The organism is Gemmatimonadales bacterium (assembly GCA_041390145.1).
Taxonomy (GTDB): domain Bacteria; phylum Gemmatimonadota; class Gemmatimonadetes; order Gemmatimonadales; family GWC2-71-9; genus SPDF01.
Map to the genome: position 1 here is coordinate 1 of JAWKQM010000015.1, position 15195 is coordinate 15195.

Consider the following 15195-nt stretch of genomic DNA (forward strand, 5'->3'; position numbering starts at 1 on the left):
TTCGCTCGAAGACGACCTGATGCGGATGTTCGGGTCCGACCGGATTGCGGCATGGATGGACCGCAGCGGTGCGGAGGAGGGCGAGGTGATCACGGGGGCGCTGATCACCCGTGCCATCGAACAGGCCCAGAAGCGGGTCGAGCTCCAGAACTTCCAGACCCGAAAGCGGCTCCTCGAGTACGACGACGTGATGAACCAGCAGCGGGAGGTCATCTACTCCCTGCGGCTCTTCGCGCTCGAGAAGGGGGAGGAGCTCAAGGCGGAGAGCCGCCGGATGATCGAGGCGGCCCTGGGTCGGAGCGTGCACGAGTACCTCAGCGATGCCAGTCGCCCCGAGGAGTACGATCGGGCGGGGCTTCGCTCGGCGCTGACGCTGCAGTACCTGGTCTCGCCGGAAAAGGTGCTGTCAGCGTCGGATACCCATGACCTCGATGCGATCGTCGCGGCCACCCAGGCAGAGGGCGAGGCGGCGTTCCACCGGAAGATCGAGTACCTCAGGGAATTCGGCCGAAAGCTCAACATTCCGGATGTGGACGGGCAAATCCTCTCGCAGGTGATGCAGGCGGTCCTGGACGAGAAGTGGAAGGATCACCTCTACGACCTCGACCAGCTCCGGAACGCCATCCAGTACCGGGCCTACGGCCAGAAGGACCCGCTGATCGAATACAAGCGCGAGGCGTTCGATATGTTCGAAGACCTCATGCGCGACATCCAGTCCACGTTTACGGAGCGGTTCCTGAAGATTCAGGTCACCGCCGAGCCCCCCCGGCGACCGCCACCCCCGCCGCCGCCGGTCACCTCGCGCGGCGACGCGGAGCTCTTTGCGCCGACGGCCGGACGCACTCCCGGGGCGCCGCCGCCCGCGCCTGCGGTCAGCAGCAGCGCCGGGCCGCTGCGGGCTCCGCCTGTAGGGGGGATGGCCGAGGTTGGCCGGAATGATCCCTGCCCCTGCGGTTCGGGGAAGAAATACAAGAAATGCCACGGGGCGCGCTGAGCGGGGCACGCGTGATTTTGGCACCGTAGCATGAGCGGGCACGCCTTACGTTTGGGCGTGCCTGCTTCCGTTTCCCCCTCCGCCGTCCCTGACCGACCCCGCGAGCGCCTCTGGGCCCTGGGGCCCGCCGCGTTGACGCCGGGCGAACTTCTCGCCATCCTCCTAGGGACGGGAAGCACCACCACCCGCGTGGGTGAGGTCGCCGCCCGCCTGCTGGAGGCGGGGGGAGGGTCGTTGCGCCGCCTGGCGGCGCGGCCCCCCGCCGAGCTGTTGCAAGTGCCAGGCGTCGGGACCGCCAAGGGGGCGCGGCTGCTGGCCGCCTTCGAACTGGCGGCCCGGATGGCGGCGGAAACCCGCCCGACGCGCCCGAGAATCGGGGAGCCGGCGGATGTCGCCCGGCTCCTCGGGCCGCGGCTCCGGGACCTGGAGGTGGAGGAGTTCCGGCTGCTCGCGCTCGACAGCCAGAGCCGGGTGCTGCGCGAGGTGCTGGTGACGCGGGGACTCCTGAACAGCTCCCTGGTGCATCCCCGGGAGGTGTTCCGGCCGGCGATCGCAGAGGCGGCGGCGGGCATCATCGTCGTCCACAACCATCCGAGCGGAGACCCGACCCCCTCGGCCGAAGATCAGGCGGTAACCCGGCAGCTGGTGGCGGCCGGACGCCTCCTGGACCTGCCGGTGTACGATCACGTCGTGATCGCCGGCGACCGTTTCGTCAGTTTCGCCACCGCAGGACTCCTGTGACCGCTCCGACGCTCGACCTGGCCCCTGAACTTCGCGCCGTGCTCGCCAAGCACGCCGATCGCCTCGATCTGGACCTGATCGAGCGGGCGCTGCGCTTCAGCACGTCCGCGCATCACGGCCAGAAGCGGGCGTCCGGCGAGGAGTTCATTTCCCACAGCATCGCGGTGGCGATGATCCTGGCGGACCAGCTCCCCGACTCCACCTCCATCGCGGCGGCGCTGCTGCACGATGTCGTGGAGGATTCCGACGTCGGCGTCGAGGACATCGCGCGCGACTTCGGCCCCGAGGTCGGGGTCATCGTCGACGGCCTCACCAAGATCTCCCACCTGACCTTCCGCTCCACCGCCGAAGAGCAGGTGGAGAACTACCGCAAGCTGCTGCTGTCGATTGCCAAGGACGCGCGGGTCATCATCATCAAGCTGGCCGACCGCCTGCACAACATGCGGACGCTGGAGCATCTCGAGCCCCAGAAGCGGATGCGCATCGCCACCGAAACGCGGGAGATCTACGCCCCCCTGGCGCACCGCTTCGGCATGGCCGGGATGAAGGCGGAACTGGAAGACCTCGCCTTCCGCTGGCTGGAGCCGGAGGATTACAAGGTGCTCTCGGAGCAGATCGCGTCGGAGCGCGAGGCACGGGAGCAGATGATCGACCGGCTCCGCCGTCCGCTGGAGGACGAGCTGAAGCGGGCCGGGATCGACGCCGAAGTGACCGGCCGCCCCAAGCATCTCTGGTCCATCGAGCAGAAGATCAAGCGACGCGGCAAGCCCTTCGACGAGATCTACGACCTGATGGCCGTCCGTGTCATCGTGGCGACCGTGCCGGAGTGCTACCACGTCCTCGGCATCATCCACCACAACTGGACGCCGCTGCAGGAGCGGATCAAGGACTACATCGCCAGCCCGAAGTCGAACGCCTACCAGTCTCTCCACACCACGATCTTCGGGCCCGGGGGCGAGCTCTTCGAGGTGCAGATCCGCACCAAGGAGATGCACCGCACCGCCGAATACGGCATCGCGGCGCACTGGGTGTACAAGAACGAGGGCAAGGGCGACGACGAACTCGACCAGGCGCTCGGCTGGTTCCGGCAGCTGCTCGAGCTGCAGCAGGACACGCACACGCCGGAGGAATTCCTCGAGTTCCTCAAGGTGGACCTGTACCAGGACGAGATCTTCATGTTCACCCCGCAGGGGGACGTGAAGCGGCTGCCCAAGGGCGCGACGCCGATCGACTTCGCCTTCCACGTCCACACCGAGGTCGGGCTGCGGTGCCAGGGCGCCAAGATCAACGGGCGGATCGCTCCGCTGCACCGCGAGTTGAAGAACGGCGATACCGTCGAAATCCTGACCAGCCAGCACGCCCGGCCGAGCCGCGACTGGCTGAACCATGTGCACACGGCACGGGCGCGGCACAAGATCAAGCAATGGATTCGGGAGGAGGAGGAGTCGGTCAGCCTGCAGCTCGGACGGGAAATCCTCGCCCGGGAAACGCGGCGCCGCCGCCTCGATCCACCCACCCCGGATCAGCTGGAGCGTGGGGGCGAGGCGCTCGGGCTCCACAGCGGGACGGCGCTCGAAGTCGCGATCGGCCGGGGCGACGTGGCGATCGGGCAGGTGTTCCGGGTGCTCTACCCTGACCGGCCGCCGGACGAATTGCAGGACCCGAAGCCGACCGTCTTCGGCCGCCTGGTGGACCGGATCCGTCTCGGGCGCGGGATCAAGATCCACGGGGTCGATGGCCTGATGGTGCGCTACGCCCAGTGCTGCCAGCCGGTGCCCGGCGATTCGGTCACCGGGTACGTGACCCAGGGCCGGGGCATCTCGATTCACCGCGCGGACTGTCCAAACCTCCTGACGCTCAGCGCCGAGGGGCGCCGGGTCGAGATCGACTGGCAGGAGGTGGAGGGGGAGGCGTTCTCGGTACGGCTGGCGCTCTCAGGCGAGGACCGACGCGGACTCTACGCGGACATCATGTCGGCCATCAGCTCCACCGGCACCAACATCCGCTCCGCGGACATTCATACCAAGGACGGCACGGTCTTCGGCACCGTGTTCGTCGAGGTCGACAACATCGGCCATCTGGGCAAGGTGCTGAAGGCGGTGCGCCGGGTGAAGGGGGTGCACGAGGTGGAGCGCCGGGAGGCGCCGGGGACCGGGGCGGGGCAGTCGGGGCAGTAGGGGCGCGCGGCGCTGCCCCCCTCCCGCCCGGCCTCCCGGTCTACCTGTCGATCGCGCACCTCGTCGGGTTGCCTGACTCGAACCCCCGCTTGAACCACGCCATGCGCTGCGCGGCCGACCCATGGGTGAACGCATCGGGGTTCACGTATCCACCCCCCATTCGCTGAATGCGGTCGTCGCCCACCGCCGCGGCGGCGGCGAGGCCCTCCTCGATATCCCCGCCTTCCAGCAGCCCCCGCTCCTGGGCGGAGCTGGCCCAGATGCCGGCGTAGCAGTCCGCCTGCAGCTCCAGCGCCACCGAGTATTCGTTGGCGCGTGACGGGTCCCGTTGCTGCGCCTTCCTGATCTCGGCCTCCGTCCCGATCAGGCGCTGGACATGATGCCCGATCTCGTGGGCGAGCACGTACGCCTGGGCAAAATCGCCGGGCGCGCCGAAGCGGTCCCGCAACTCGTCGTAGAACCCGAGGTCGATGTAGACTTGCGAGTCGCCCGGGCAGTAGAAGGGGCCGGTGGCCGACTGGGCGTAGCCGCAGGCGGACTGCACGCCGTCACGAAAGAGGACGAGGCGGGCGTCGGTGTACTGGGCGTCACTGCCGGCGAAGATCGTCGCCCAGGTCTGCTGGGCGTCGTCGAGGACGAACGAGATGAACTGCTTGGTCGAGTCCTCCGCCGGCGACGAGACGGGGTCCGAGCCCGCCGTGACCGCGGTCGGATCATCCGCGAGTCCGCCCGCCAGCGAGAGGAAGTCCCGCTTGAAGACAATGCTCAGGATGAGCAGGATGACGATGCCGCCCAGGCCGAGCCGGCCGCCCGGGAGGCGACCGCCCCGCGCGCCGCGACGGTCCTCGACATTGGAACTCTGGTAACCACGCTGCCACTTCATGGGGCCTCCACGCGCTGAGCGGGGCGGGGCCCCGGGATCCGGATGATGACTCAATATTGGCTGCTCAAGACCGAACCGTCCACCTACTCGCTCGACGACCTCGAACGGGACCGGCACACCACCTGGGACGGCATCAAGAACGCCCTCGCCCTGATCAACCTCCGCGGCATGCATCCCGGCGACGGTCTGCTCTTCTACCACTCCGGCAAGGAAAAGGCGGTGGTGGGGCGGGGGAGCGTCGTGTCCGCGCCGCGCACCGACGGCAAGGTAACGGTCGTCGATGTCCGGTTCGAGGCGCGGTTGGGGAAGCCGGTCACGCTGGCACAGATCAAGGCCGACCCCGGGCTCGCCGGCCTCCCGTTGATTCGCAATACCCGCCTCTCGGTCATGCCGGTCACCGAGGACGAATGGGAAGTGGTGCAGCACCTGGGCGGGGCCGCCCGGAAATAGGGCGATACCCCTACCGAACATTTCCCGAAAGTGCTAGATTTGGGAGATGGCCACCACGCTCTTCAAAGTCGAAGCGCCCTTCACGCCCGCGGGTGATCAGCCCCGCGCGATCGAAGAGCTGACGGCCGGACTGCGCCGCGGAGACCGCTACCAGACGCTCCTCGGCGTCACGGGATCCGGCAAGACGATGACGCTCGCCAACGTCATCGCCGCCTACGGACGCCCCACCCTGGTCCTCTCGCACAACAAGACGCTCGCCGCGCAGCTGTACGGCGAGCTCCGCCAGTTCCTCCCCACCAACGCCGTCGAGTACTTCGTCTCGTACTACGACTACTACCAGCCCGAGGCCTACGTCCCGAGCTCCGACGTCTACATCGAGAAGGACGCCTCGATCAACCAGGACATCGAACGGCTCCGGCTTCGGGCCACCTCCAGCCTGATCGAGCGGGAAGATGTGGTCATCGTGGCCACGGTCAGCGCCATCTACGGCCTTGGCGACCCGGTCGAGTATCGCGCGCAGATGGTCACGGTGGAACAGGGGAGCGAGCGCGGACGCGACTCGATCCTCGAAGATCTCGTCGCCATCCAGTACAGCCGGAACGACGTCAGCTTCGAGCCCGGCACCTTCCGGGTCCGCGGCGACACGGTCGAGATCTTTCCCGCCTACGAGGAGCGCGCCGTCCGCATCGAGCTCTGGGGCGACACGGTGGAGCGGATCACCAAGATCAACCCGCTCACCGGCGAAGCGCTGCAGGCCATGCCCCGGTGCGCCATCTATCCCGCCAAGCACTTCGTGACACAGCGGGCCAAGATCGAGCGCGCGGTGCGCATCATCCGCGAGGAGCTCGCCGACCGGCTCAAGGTGCTGCGCGAGGCGGGCAAGCTCCTCGAGGCGCAGCGGCTCGAGACGCGCACCCACTTCGACATCGACATGCTCCTCGAGGTCGGCATCTGTTCCGGGATCGAGAACTACTCGCGCCACCTCAGCGGCCGCGCCGAGGGGGAACGCCCCGCCTGTCTCTTCGACTACTTCCCGCCCGAGTTCCTGGTGGTGGTCGACGAGTCGCACGTGACCTTGCCGCAGATCGGCGGGATGTCCAACGGCGACCGCGCCCGCAAGGAGACCCTCGTCGAGTATGGCTTCCGCCTCCCCTCGGCGCTCGACAACCGGCCCCTCCGGTTCGACGAGTTCCTCTCCCTCGCGCCGCAGATGATCAACGTCTCGGCCACCCCGGGCGATCTCGAACTCAAGCTGTCGGACGGCGCCGTGGTCGAGCAGATCATCCGGCCGACCGGTCTCATCGATCCGGTGGTCGAGATCCGGCCGGTGAAGGGCCAGGTCGACGATCTCCTCCACGAGATTCGCGAACGGACGCGCCGCAAGGAACGGGTGCTCGTCACCACGCTCACCAAACGGATGTCCGAGGACCTGACGGATTACTTCCAGCAGCACGGAGTCGCGGTGCGCTACCTGCACTCCGATATCGATGCCATCGAACGCATCGAAATCCTGCGCGGGTTGCGGCTGGGCGACTTCGACGTCCTCGTCGGCATCAACCTGCTGCGCGAGGGGCTCGACTTGCCGGAGGTGTCGCTGGTGGCCATCCTCGACGCCGACCAGGAGGGGTTCCTCCGCTCCGACCGGTCGCTGATCCAGACCGTCGGCCGGGCGGCGCGCCACCTTGGCGGACTCGGGATCCTCTATGCCGACCGGATCACCGGCTCGATGGAACGGGCGCTTCGCGAGATGGACCGACGCCGCGCCATTCAGGTCGCCTACAACGAGGAGCATGGCATCACCCCGCGCTCCATCGTGAAGTCGCTGGAGCAGGTCCGGCTCTCCACCTATGTGGCCGATGCCCGCACCGACAAGGTCGAACCGATTGAGGCGGGGTCCCTGGTGCGCGAAGACCTGCACGACCCGGCGGCGCGCGCCAAGGCCATCGCGGCGCTCGAGCAGCAGATGAAGGAGGCGGCGGCCGATCTCGAGTTCGAGCTCGCGGCGCTCCTGCGCGACCAGGTGAACGACCTCAAGGCCCTCGGTGCCCCCAATGTCCGGCGCGAAGGTGGCCGGCGACGCCGGTTCGCCTGATGCGCGAACTGACCGAGGCGCAACTGGTGGCCGAAGGCGAGGAACTCGGGCGTACGCTCCCGCCCGGCGCCATCCTGCTCTTCGAGGGCGACCTCGGCGCGGGCAAGACCACCTTCATCCGCGCCATCGCGCGGGGCCTCGGGGTCGAGGCGCCGGCCACGAGTCCGACCTATTCGCTGGTTCATCGGTACCGCGGGGGGCGGGGCCCGGTCTTCCACCTCGATTGCTACCGGCTGCGGGATCCCGACGAGGCCGCCGACCTCGATTGGGAGGCCCTGCTCGACGAAGGCGACGCCGTGTTGATCGAATGGCCGGAGAAGGCGGGCGCCTGGGTGCCGGAGCCCACCATGCGCTTCCGACTCACGCATCTCGACGATCCGGGTCGTCGCGGGCTGGAGTCGTTCTGATGTGGCTCGCGCTCGAAACCTCCTCCGACCGCGCGTCGGTTGCGGTGGGCCGGCCCGGGGAGGTGCGCGCCGAGGTCAGCCTGGAGGGGGCGCGCAAACACGCCGGCGCGCTGCCCCGGCTGATCGAGGAGGCGCTGGCCCAGGCCGGCACCGATCTGGCCGCGCTCACCGATGTCGTCCTCGGCGACGGTCCAGGGAGTTTCACTGGTCTGCGGGTGGGAGCGTCGGTTGCCAAGGCCCTGGTGCGCACCCACGGGCTGGCGTTCCACACCACGCCGGCGCTGGCTGGCGTCGCCTGGTCGGCCGGCGCCTCTCCCGCGGAGCGTGTGCTCGCCGTGGCGAACGCGCTCCGGGGCGAGGTGTATGCGGCGGAGTACCGGTTTCCGGAGGGACGACTCGAGGTTCTGCAGGAGCCGACGGTCTGGCTCCCGGAACGGTTGCTCGCCGACTGCCCCGTCCCCGATGTCGTGTGCGGGGTCCTTCCGGCGGGGCTGGCCGAGCGCCTGGGCGAATGGAGTTCGGGGTATCATCCCCGCGCCGTTCGCGGGGTGGCCACCGCTGGTGCGCTGCTCGCCCTCGCGGCGCGCCAGGATGGCGTGAAGCGGATCGCCGATCCGGCGGGCTGGGAGCCCAGGTACGGTCGCCCGGCGGAGGCGCAGGCCAAGTGGGAGCGGGACCATGGACAGTCACTTCCCGATACGCCCGGCCACCTTCGCTGACGCGGCGGCCATGGCCGCCATCGAGCGTCGGTGCTTCTCGGATCCCTGGCCGTTGGAGGGGTTCCGGGAGGTGTTCGGGCTGCCGGGGACAGTCGCGCTCGTCATGACCGAGGCCGACGAGCCAGTCGGGTATTTCCTCGCCCGCGAAATTCTTGGGACGGCCGAAGTGCTGAACCTCGCCATCGTGCCGGAGCAGCGGGGGCAGGGACTCGGAGCCCGGCTGCTCGATGCGGGGCTCGCGGCGGTCAAGGCGCGTGGGGGGACCGAGGTCTTTCTGGAGGTGAGGGCGTCCAATGCCGTGGCGCAATCACTGTACGCCGGACGCGGGTTCCGGACCGAGGGCCGCCGGCGGGGTTATTATCGGCGGCCCGACGAGGACGCGCTGGTGCTCCGGCTGGTCATGGCCCCGGTGCGGTCGAATGATGGTGACGGCGAGACATTGGTGTAGATTTGGACTGTCAGGGGCAGTACCGTACGGCTGTCCGCAGTCCCGAACCCTGTTGATGCGTGGGAGGTCATTGTGAGTCGGAGTCTGAACAAGGTCCAACTGATCGGGAATCTCGGGGCAGATCCGGAGGTGCGCAGCACCAACAACGGCTCCCGCGTGGCCACCCTCTCGGTTGCCACCAGCCGCCAGTGGACCGGCAAGAGCGGCGACAAGCAGGAAAAGACGGAGTGGCACCGGGTCATCCTCTGGAACACCAATTTCAGCAAGCTGGCCGACATCGCCGAGAAGTATTGCAAGAAGGGCGACAAGGTCTACATCGAGGGGGCCATCGAATACCGCACCTGGCAGGACCGCGAGGGGCAGACGAAGTACACCACCGAAATCAACGGCCGCGAGCTGATCCTGCTCGGCGGGCGGAGCGGGGGGGCCTCGGACGACTCCTACAGCTCGTCGAAGGTGGGGGCCGCCGCCTCCGCCCCGAAGAAGGACGAGTCCTTCGACGACTTTCCCGAGGCCCTCGACGGCGAGGACGACGACCTGCCGTTCTAGCCCGGCTGGTGCCCTGGTGGATCGAGGCCGAGGGCAGGGGGAGGTCCCCCTGCCGTCGGCCTCCCGTCTTTTGGGGGAGGAGGGCACAGCTCTTGCTTTTTGGTCGGGCCAGTCGCTTCCGTCGCTGAGGAAGTGGAGCAGGTCTGGACCTCTTAGCTTTTGTCCCGCAACGTGTTACATTGTGGGCGAGCGGGCTGGCCGACTGCCCGGTACTGCGTTGCAAATCACCGCAACCGTTTCCGGAAACCGAAGCGCCTCTACACCACAAGGACACCCATGGCTATGCGCAATGCGTCGACGGGGCAGTTCTCCGTGAGGGCTTTCCTGGTCGCCAGCCTCCTGGCCGGCGTCCCGGCAATCGCCCTGGCCCAGAACACCACCGTCCCCGAGACCCACACGGTCAAGAAGGGCGACACCCTCTGGGATCTCGCCAAGACGTATTTCGGCGATCCGCTTACCTGGCCCCAGATCTACAAGATGAACACTGCCGTCATCGAGGATCCACACTGGATCTATCCTGGCGAAGTGCTCCAGCTGGCGGGTACGGCCCCGAGTGTCATTCCGGCCGAACCGACCCAACCGGCCGCAGCGGCGCCGGTGGCGGCGGCGCCCGGACTGGTGGAGGTCGCACCGGCTCCCGCCGGTGAGCCCCGCCCTGCCGTCGAGCCCGAGGTGTACGCCGAGGCGCCTGCGCCGGCTCCCGGCGGCGGTGGCGCGCGTGCCGCGGGCCCGATCCCCGGCGACCCCACGAAGCTCTTCGGGACGAGCAACGCCCAGGGCGCCACCGGCGACCAGTTGGTGTCGTACACCGAGAAGGCCTACCGTCCCCTGCGTCCCGGTGAGTTCTACAGCGCCGGCTTCCTCACCGAAGACCAGAAGCTGAGCTACGGTGAGGTGCTGGGCGATGTGGAGCCGCCGATGGTGGCCAATCTGCAGCCGCCGTCCACGGCCAACCAGTTCTCGCGAATCGGCATCGTCCCCCCGAAGGGCGCCACCTACCAGGTGGGCGACTCGTTGGCGGTGGCCAAGCGGATTACCAGCTACGCCGGGTATGGCGATGTGATCTGGCCCACCGGGCTCGTGCGCGTCGTCGAGGTGACTCCGGAGCAGGCGACTGCGATCATCCTCAAACAGTACGGCCGCATTCGCATCGGACAGGTCGCGCTGCCGCTGGAGCGCTTCAGCCCGGGCGGGTCGGGGCGCGCAGTGCCGGTCGCCGACGGCATCGAGGCCAAGGTCATTCAGGCCCGGTCAAGCAACGTCCTGACCGAGCAGCAGACGATCCTCTTCCTCGACAAGGGTCGCGAGGAGGGTGTGGCGCCGGGCGATGTGTTCGAGCTCTGGCGGACGCCCGAGGCGCGCTGGGATGCCGCGTACACGGTCGCCGAGCCGATGGCCCGGCTCCAGATTGTGCGCGTGGGTGAGCACACCTCATCCGCGCTGGTCGTTCGCGTCATCTCGGCCGACATCAAGCCGGGGACCACGGCCAAGCAGGTCGCCAAACTGCCGAACTGAGTTCGCCCCACTTTCGTACCCCGAGCACGCGGGGCCACCCGCCCTTCACGGGTCGGCCCCGCGTGCTTCGTTTTACCCTCACCCCTGAGGCTGGACATGGCTCGACGTGCCCTTGTGACCGGCGGTGCCGGCTTTATCGGCTCCCACATCGTGGAGGCGTATCTCGCCGCCGGATGGGAAGTCACCGCGCTGGACGACCTTTCCCGCGGGAAGGCGTCCCAGGTGCCGGATGGCGTCCCCCTCGTCGTCGCCGATATCCGCTCCGACCTGGCGCGCACCACGGTCGCGACCGGCGGCTTCGACGTCCTCAACCATCATGCGGCGCAGATTGACGTCCGCTTCTCGGTCGAGCAGCCGGCGGCCGACGCCGACATCAACATCGCCGGCTTCGTCAACATGCTCGATGGGGCCGGGCAGGGCGGGGTCCAGCGCGTGGTCTTCGCCAGCAGCGGGGGCGTGGTGTACGGCGATCCCGATGTCATTCCCACCCCGGAATCCGCCCCGAAACGGCCCGTATCCCCGTACGGGGTGAGCAAACTCGCGGGGGAGCACTACCTGCGTGCCCTCGGCGGGTTGCACGGGTTCGAGGGGGTCGCCTTGCGGTATGCCAACGTCTGCGGACCCCGCCAGGATCCCAAGTCCGAGGCCGGCGTGGTCTCCATTTTCGTGTCCCGACTCCTGGCCGGCCAGCCGCTGGCCATTTTCGGAGACGGAAAGCAGACGCGTGATTATGTTTCTGTCTTGGATGTCGCCCGCGCGAATGTGCTGGCGAGCACAGCGCCGCTCGCGTCGGGTGACGATCATGACACCCGGGCGTTCAACATCGCGACCGGGATCGAGCGCTCCGTGCTCGAGCTGGCCGACATTGCGGGGAAGGTGACCGGGCAGACCCCGGTGCTGAAGATGGAGCCGGCGCGTCCGGGCGAAATCCTCCGCAGTGCACTGGACCCGAAGAAAGCCGCCGACGCACTCGGCTGGCGGCCCGAAATGCCGTTCGACGACAATCTCGCGCTGCTCATGGAATGGTTCCAAACGGAGGGGTAATGCTCCTGCAGGTCGGTGGCGCGGTTCCGCGCTCGTCGTTTGAGCTTCTGCAACAGGCCGGCGGCGAGACCAAGATCGTCCTTGCTGTCACCGCCCTCTTCTCCATCGTTTCCTGGTTCATCATCGGCCTCAAATGGTGGCAGTTCCGCCGGATCCGCCGCCAGGCGGATCACTTCTTCACGGAGCTGGAGCGGACCACCCGCCTGCAGGAGGCGTACACCATCCTGATGAAGCAGCCCCCCTCGCCGTACAATCGGCTCTTCCGCGAGGGGATGAACTTCTACAGCGAACTCCGGCCCGGCGCCCTGCGCGACGAGGCGCCGGCCTCCCGCGCCTCGCTCAGCATGACGCAGCTCGAGGCGCTCAAGATGGTGCTTGGCAAGGAAGTCTCCGCCGAGCGCGAGCTGGCCGCCCACCTCGTTCCCTGGCTCGCCACCATCGGCGCGGTCAGCCCGCTCCTCGGTCTGCTCGGCACCGTCCTCGGCATCATGGACGCCTTCATCGGCATCGCCGCCAAGGGATCGGGCAACATCGCGGCGGTGGCGCCTGGCGTTGCCGAGGCCCTCATTACCACGGTGGCGGGCCTCGCCACCGCCATTCCCGCCATGATGGCGTACAACTTCTTCGTCCATCGGACCCGCGTGTTTGCCGGGGAACTCGAGGGGTTCGCCAACGAGCTCATCGGCACCATGGCGCGCGAGGGGTTGCTCTAGGTGGCCCGGCTCGGCGGGCTGGGCGGTGGTGGCGACGACGGCGACATGCACCTCAGCGCCGACATCAACGTCACCTCGCTGGTGGACGTCGCGTTCGTGCTGCTGATCATCTTCATGATCGCCGCGCCGCTGATGACGGGCGGCGTCGATGTGCAGTTGCCGCAGGCCGAGGCGAGGCCGCTCCCCTCCAAGGAAGGGATGGTCGTCTCGGTCGATCGGGAAGGCCGGATCTTCATCGACCAGACCAAGGTCACCTACAACGACTTCCGCGTGACCTTCAAGGCGCTGGTCGAGAGCCGGAAGCCGTCTGGCGTCTACCTGCGCGCCGACCAGCGGGTGCCCTACGGCGACGTGGTGCGGGTCCTCGCGGTCATCCGGAACAGCGGCATCAAGGACGTCGGGTTGGTGGCTGAGGAGGAGGACCAGACCAAGTGAGCCGTCCGGTGGCAGTGCGGCGGCGGGCGCCTGAGGTGGCGGCGGGGGCGGCAGGGAGCGCACTGGTCCATCTGCTTGCACTCGCCCTGCTGGTCGTCGGGGTCAAGGCGCCGCCGGCGATGGCGCCGGTCTACGCGGTGGAACTGGTGGCAGCCCCGGCCCCCACGGCCAACAAGCGCCCCGCCCCCGAGGCGGTGACCCGACCGGTGGAACAGCCCGACCCCGGCCCGCCGGTGACCAAACCGAACAAGGTCTCCCCGATCCCGTCCGCCAAGGCGCCCCCGAAACCGAAGGCGACGGCGCCGAAGACCACCACCACGCCCGCCAAGCGGGAGCCGGCGCCCCGGTCCGAGTCCAAGACCGTCCCGGCCCCCGGGGAGACGCCGAGTACCGGCAACGACGCGGTCAACATCAAGACCCCCGGCCTGCAGTTCGCCTATCCGGAGTACTTGCGGAACATCGTGGCGCAGGTCTATCGCCGCTGGGATCGTCCCGGCGGGAACCAGAGCCTGCGGGCCGAGGTGAGTTTCTTCATTCTGCGGGATGGCAGCGTGCGTGATATTCGATTCGTGACCCCCTCTGGCAACTTCAGTTTCGACCTCAGCGCGCAGGGCGCCGTGGAGGCCGCCGGGAAGGCGCAGGCGTTCGGGCCGCTCCCTGATGGGTACGAAGCCGACGTGCTGCCGGTGAGTTTCTTCTTCACCCCGCAGGCGGGCTCGTGAACCGGCTCCTTCTGACAGGCCTGCTGCTGGCGGCTGTGTCGCCCCTCTCGGCCCAGGACCCCACCCCGCCGCTGGACCGCGGGGTGCGGGTGGGTATCACCTACCAGCCCGGCACGCGTCCCCGCCTCGTCATGCTGCCGGGGCCGGGTCTCGACTCGGTCCGCGCCATCATCCAGCGCGACCTCGACTTCAGCGACCGGTTCGAGGTGCTGCCGCTGGCGCCGAGCGGCTCATCGGTGGCGTCCACGATCAACTATCAGCTGTATCGGACCCTTGGCGCGGAATACGGCGTCGAGGTGCGGGCGAGCGCCGCCGGCGCGGCGGTGCGGCTGCACGATATCGGTGGCGGGACGGTGCGGCAGGAGCAGTCGTTCACCATTCCGGCGGAGTCGTCGCCCGACTTCCGGATGGCGGTCCACCGGATTTCGGACGAGGTCGTGCGCTGGGTGACGGGCACCCCCGGGGTCGCCGCCACCCGCCTGCTCCTGCTGATCGACCGGCGCGCCTATCGCATCGACAGTGACGGCGCGGCCATGACGGCGGTGACCCCCGCTTCCGAGACGATTCTGTCACCGACCTGGTCGCCGGACGGCCGCTCCATCGCGTACACCCGCTTCCTCGACGGGTCGGGTCCTATCATGCTGCTGAACCTGGCCACGGGCCGGTCACAGCGGGTCGCCGGGACCGAGTCCCAACTGAACTTTACGCCTGCCTTTTCGCCGGACGGCCGGACACTGGCCTTCGCCCGGACCGACCAGGAGGGCGGCACGGACATTTTTGCGGTCAACATTGTGGATCAGTGCTGTCTCCGACGGTTGACCGTGGGGCGTTTCGCGGATAACCTTTCGCCCACGTACGCGCCGGATGGTCGACGGATCGCGTTCGTTTCGACGCGCCCCGGCACCCCGCAGATCTACGTGATGTCGTCGGACGGGACTGACCAGGAGCTGCTGGCCCCTTATGATTATGGGGCGACCGGCGCGTCAAATGCGCCGGAATGGTCGCCGGATGGCGCGTCCGTGGCGTTTCACCGGGACATCGACCGCGCGCCGCAAGTCTTTATTCTCGAGGTGGGCAGCCGACGGTTCAAGCAGCTGACTTCGAGTGGTCGCAACTCCGATCCGACCTGGGCCCCCGACGGCCGCCACCTCGCGTTCGTCTCCGACCGGAGCGGACGGCAGCAGGTCTGGATCATCGATACGGAGACGGGGCGCATTCGCCAGATCGCAACCTCCGGCGACGTCCGTCTCCCGCATTGGTCCCGCCGACTGGGCGGTACTGCACCGTAACCTCAACACCCCCGATT

General features: G+C 68.3%; 16 protein-coding genes. 15 read left to right on the forward strand and 1 reads right to left on the reverse strand.

Translation table 11 applies throughout. The features are described from left to right. The 3 genes from R2910_12500 to R2910_12510 form a co-directional block, all read left to right on the forward strand. Positions 1-994 (forward strand): SEC-C metal-binding domain-containing protein (locus R2910_12500; GenBank protein ID MEZ4413800.1); only part of this gene is annotated, 994 nt, incomplete at its 5' end. A gap of 57 nt (positions 995-1051) precedes the next feature. Then, positions 1052-1735, forward strand: a complete 684-nt coding sequence (gene radC, locus R2910_12505) for a DNA repair protein RadC (protein MEZ4413801.1) — start codon at positions 1052-1054, stop codon at positions 1733-1735. Further along, a complete protein-coding gene (locus R2910_12510) occupies positions 1732-3912 on the forward strand; it encodes a bifunctional (p)ppGpp synthetase/guanosine-3',5'-bis(diphosphate) 3'-pyrophosphohydrolase (protein MEZ4413802.1) in 2181 nt (726 codons plus the stop codon). The genes radC and R2910_12510 overlap by 4 nt, the downstream gene beginning before the upstream one ends. 40 nt (positions 3913-3952) lie before the next feature. Here the strand turns inward: R2910_12510 and R2910_12515 are convergent, their stop codons facing one another. Next, positions 3953-4795 carry a neutral zinc metallopeptidase gene (locus R2910_12515; protein ID MEZ4413803.1) on the reverse strand — a complete coding sequence of 281 codons (843 nt, stop codon included), beginning with the start codon at positions 4793-4795 and terminating at the stop codon, positions 3953-3955. A gap of 42 nt (positions 4796-4837) precedes the next feature. Between R2910_12515 and R2910_12520 the strand changes: the two genes are divergently transcribed. The 12 genes from R2910_12520 (at position 4838) to R2910_12575 (ending at position 15178) form a co-directional block, all read left to right on the forward strand. Continuing rightward, on the forward strand, positions 4838-5245 hold the full coding sequence (locus R2910_12520; GenBank protein ID MEZ4413804.1) for an EVE domain-containing protein: 408 nt from the start codon (positions 4838-4840) through the stop codon (positions 5243-5245). A gap of 46 nt (positions 5246-5291) precedes the next feature. Continuing rightward, complete coding sequence (uvrB, locus tag R2910_12525) at positions 5292-7337, forward strand: excinuclease ABC subunit UvrB (GenBank protein ID MEZ4413805.1); 2046 nt, start codon at positions 5292-5294, stop codon at positions 7335-7337. Next, positions 7337-7744, forward strand: coding sequence for a tRNA (adenosine(37)-N6)-threonylcarbamoyltransferase complex ATPase subunit type 1 TsaE (gene tsaE / locus R2910_12530; protein ID MEZ4413806.1), 408 nt, complete (start codon positions 7337-7339; stop codon positions 7742-7744). The genes uvrB and tsaE overlap by 1 nt, the downstream gene beginning before the upstream one ends. Next, a complete protein-coding gene (gene tsaB / locus R2910_12535; protein ID MEZ4413807.1) occupies positions 7744-8463 on the forward strand; it encodes a tRNA (adenosine(37)-N6)-threonylcarbamoyltransferase complex dimerization subunit type 1 TsaB in 720 nt (239 codons plus the stop codon). The genes tsaE and tsaB overlap by 1 nt, the downstream gene beginning before the upstream one ends. Then, on the forward strand, positions 8423-8911 hold the full coding sequence (gene rimI / locus R2910_12540) for a ribosomal protein S18-alanine N-acetyltransferase (GenBank protein ID MEZ4413808.1): 489 nt from the start codon (positions 8423-8425) through the stop codon (positions 8909-8911). Before tsaB ends, rimI begins: the two co-directional genes overlap by 41 nt. Before the next feature lie 72 nt (positions 8912-8983). Then, a complete protein-coding gene (locus R2910_12545) occupies positions 8984-9460 on the forward strand; it encodes a single-stranded DNA-binding protein (GenBank protein MEZ4413809.1) in 477 nt (158 codons plus the stop codon). 276 nt (positions 9461-9736) lie between these two features. After that, positions 9737-10975: a LysM peptidoglycan-binding domain-containing protein gene (locus R2910_12550; GenBank protein ID MEZ4413810.1), complete on the forward strand. Its 1239-nt coding sequence runs from the start codon at positions 9737-9739 to the stop codon at positions 10973-10975. Positions 10976-11071: 96 nt separating this feature from the next. Beyond that, positions 11072-12019 carry an NAD-dependent epimerase/dehydratase family protein gene (locus R2910_12555; protein ID MEZ4413811.1) on the forward strand — a complete coding sequence of 316 codons (948 nt, stop codon included), beginning with the start codon at positions 11072-11074 and terminating at the stop codon, positions 12017-12019. Next, the gene (locus R2910_12560) at positions 12019-12732 is read left to right on the forward strand and encodes a MotA/TolQ/ExbB proton channel family protein (GenBank protein ID MEZ4413812.1); all 714 of its coding nucleotides are present in this window, start codon (positions 12019-12021) and stop codon (positions 12730-12732) included. Before R2910_12555 ends, R2910_12560 begins: the two co-directional genes overlap by 1 nt. Beyond that, positions 12733-13167 carry an ExbD/TolR family protein gene (locus R2910_12565; protein MEZ4413813.1) on the forward strand — a complete coding sequence of 145 codons (435 nt, stop codon included), beginning with the start codon at positions 12733-12735 and terminating at the stop codon, positions 13165-13167. Further along, positions 13164-13889, forward strand: coding sequence for a TonB C-terminal domain-containing protein (locus R2910_12570; protein ID MEZ4413814.1), 726 nt, complete (start codon positions 13164-13166; stop codon positions 13887-13889). Before R2910_12565 ends, R2910_12570 begins: the two co-directional genes overlap by 4 nt. Then, complete coding sequence (locus tag R2910_12575; protein ID MEZ4413815.1) at positions 13886-15178, forward strand: hypothetical protein; 1293 nt, start codon at positions 13886-13888, stop codon at positions 15176-15178. The genes R2910_12570 and R2910_12575 overlap by 4 nt, the downstream gene beginning before the upstream one ends. Positions 15179-15195 lie beyond the last annotated feature (17 nt).

What these genes read in the sequence shown, in the direction of transcription:
- uvrB (MEZ4413805.1), top strand. Translation starts at nt 5,292, where the DNA reads ATGGCCACCACGCTCTTCAAAGTCGAAGCGCCCTTCACGCCCGCGGGT.
- R2910_12560 (MEZ4413812.1), top strand. Translation starts at nt 12,019, where the DNA reads ATGCTCCTGCAGGTCGGTGGCGCGGTTCCGCGCTCGTCGTTTGAGCTT.
- rimI (MEZ4413808.1), top strand. Translation starts at nt 8,423, where the DNA reads ATGGACAGTCACTTCCCGATACGCCCGGCCACCTTCGCTGACGCGGCG.
- tsaE (MEZ4413806.1), top strand. Translation starts at nt 7,337, where the DNA reads ATGCGCGAACTGACCGAGGCGCAACTGGTGGCCGAAGGCGAGGAACTC.
- R2910_12520 (MEZ4413804.1), top strand. Translation starts at nt 4,838, where the DNA reads ATGATGACTCAATATTGGCTGCTCAAGACCGAACCGTCCACCTACTCG.
- R2910_12515 (MEZ4413803.1), bottom strand. Translation starts at nt 4,795, where the DNA reads ATGAAGTGGCAGCGTGGTTACCAGAGTTCCAATGTCGAGGACCGTCGC.
- tsaB (MEZ4413807.1), top strand. Translation starts at nt 7,744, where the DNA reads ATGTGGCTCGCGCTCGAAACCTCCTCCGACCGCGCGTCGGTTGCGGTG.
- R2910_12550 (MEZ4413810.1), top strand. Translation starts at nt 9,737, where the DNA reads ATGGCTATGCGCAATGCGTCGACGGGGCAGTTCTCCGTGAGGGCTTTC.
- R2910_12555 (MEZ4413811.1), top strand. Translation starts at nt 11,072, where the DNA reads ATGGCTCGACGTGCCCTTGTGACCGGCGGTGCCGGCTTTATCGGCTCC.